Origin of the sequence: Vibrio sp. 1641 (assembly GCF_033339995.1) — a bacterium.
GTDB lineage: Bacteria > Pseudomonadota > Gammaproteobacteria > Enterobacterales > Vibrionaceae > Vibrio > Vibrio alginolyticus.
The window spans coordinates 1-596 of record NZ_JAWOVP010000333.1 but is presented as its reverse complement, the minus strand read 5'-3'; the positions used below and the strand labels follow the sequence as shown (position 1 = coordinate 596).

General features: G+C 46.5%; 1 protein-coding gene. It reads left to right on the top strand.

Annotated elements, in window-relative coordinates:
- Positions 1-74 precede the first annotated feature (74 nt).
- Entirely contained in the window at positions 75-527 is a 453-nt protein-coding gene (locus R7Z47_RS25825) for an SRPBCC family protein (protein WP_005462830.1), read from the top strand.
- Positions 528-596 lie beyond the last annotated feature (69 nt).

The window sequence follows — 596 nt, the reverse complement described above, 5'->3', positions numbered from 1 at the left end:
GCATTTAAAACGCAAGCAAATTTGATTTTTCCTGAGAATAAACTAGCGTCAATGAAGGTTCAGGGAGAGAAAACATGCTTACATTAAACTATTACGTAGAAATAACCGCGACTCCGCAGCGCGTATGGAGAGTGCTGACGGATGCTGAGCTTTACAAGCGTTGGGCGCAGGCTTTTTCACCTCAATCTCAATTCGAAGGGGAGTGGGAAGAGGGCAGCGACATCACCTTTTTTGATCCGGATATGGGCGGCACTCGCGCAGTGATTGATTCTGTGCAGCCACTGCATCGGCTAGAGTTTCATCATGTTGCCATCTTTAACCCCGACAATAGGCAACAGTTGGACGCCGATATTGCCGCCAAGTGGATTGGATCTCGTGAGATCTATCAGATCGACACAGAAGACGAACGCTTGTTGCTCAACATCACCATTCACACTCACAGTGACTTTGTATCGATGTTCAACAATGGGTGGGAAAAAGCGTTGCCATTGATTAAAAGTATTTGTGAGGAAACGGACTCGCAATAGCACTAAATATCGAGACGCACTTTTTCCATTTCTAGGCTGAGTAAGAGAGCGTTCACCGCCGCATTTTCG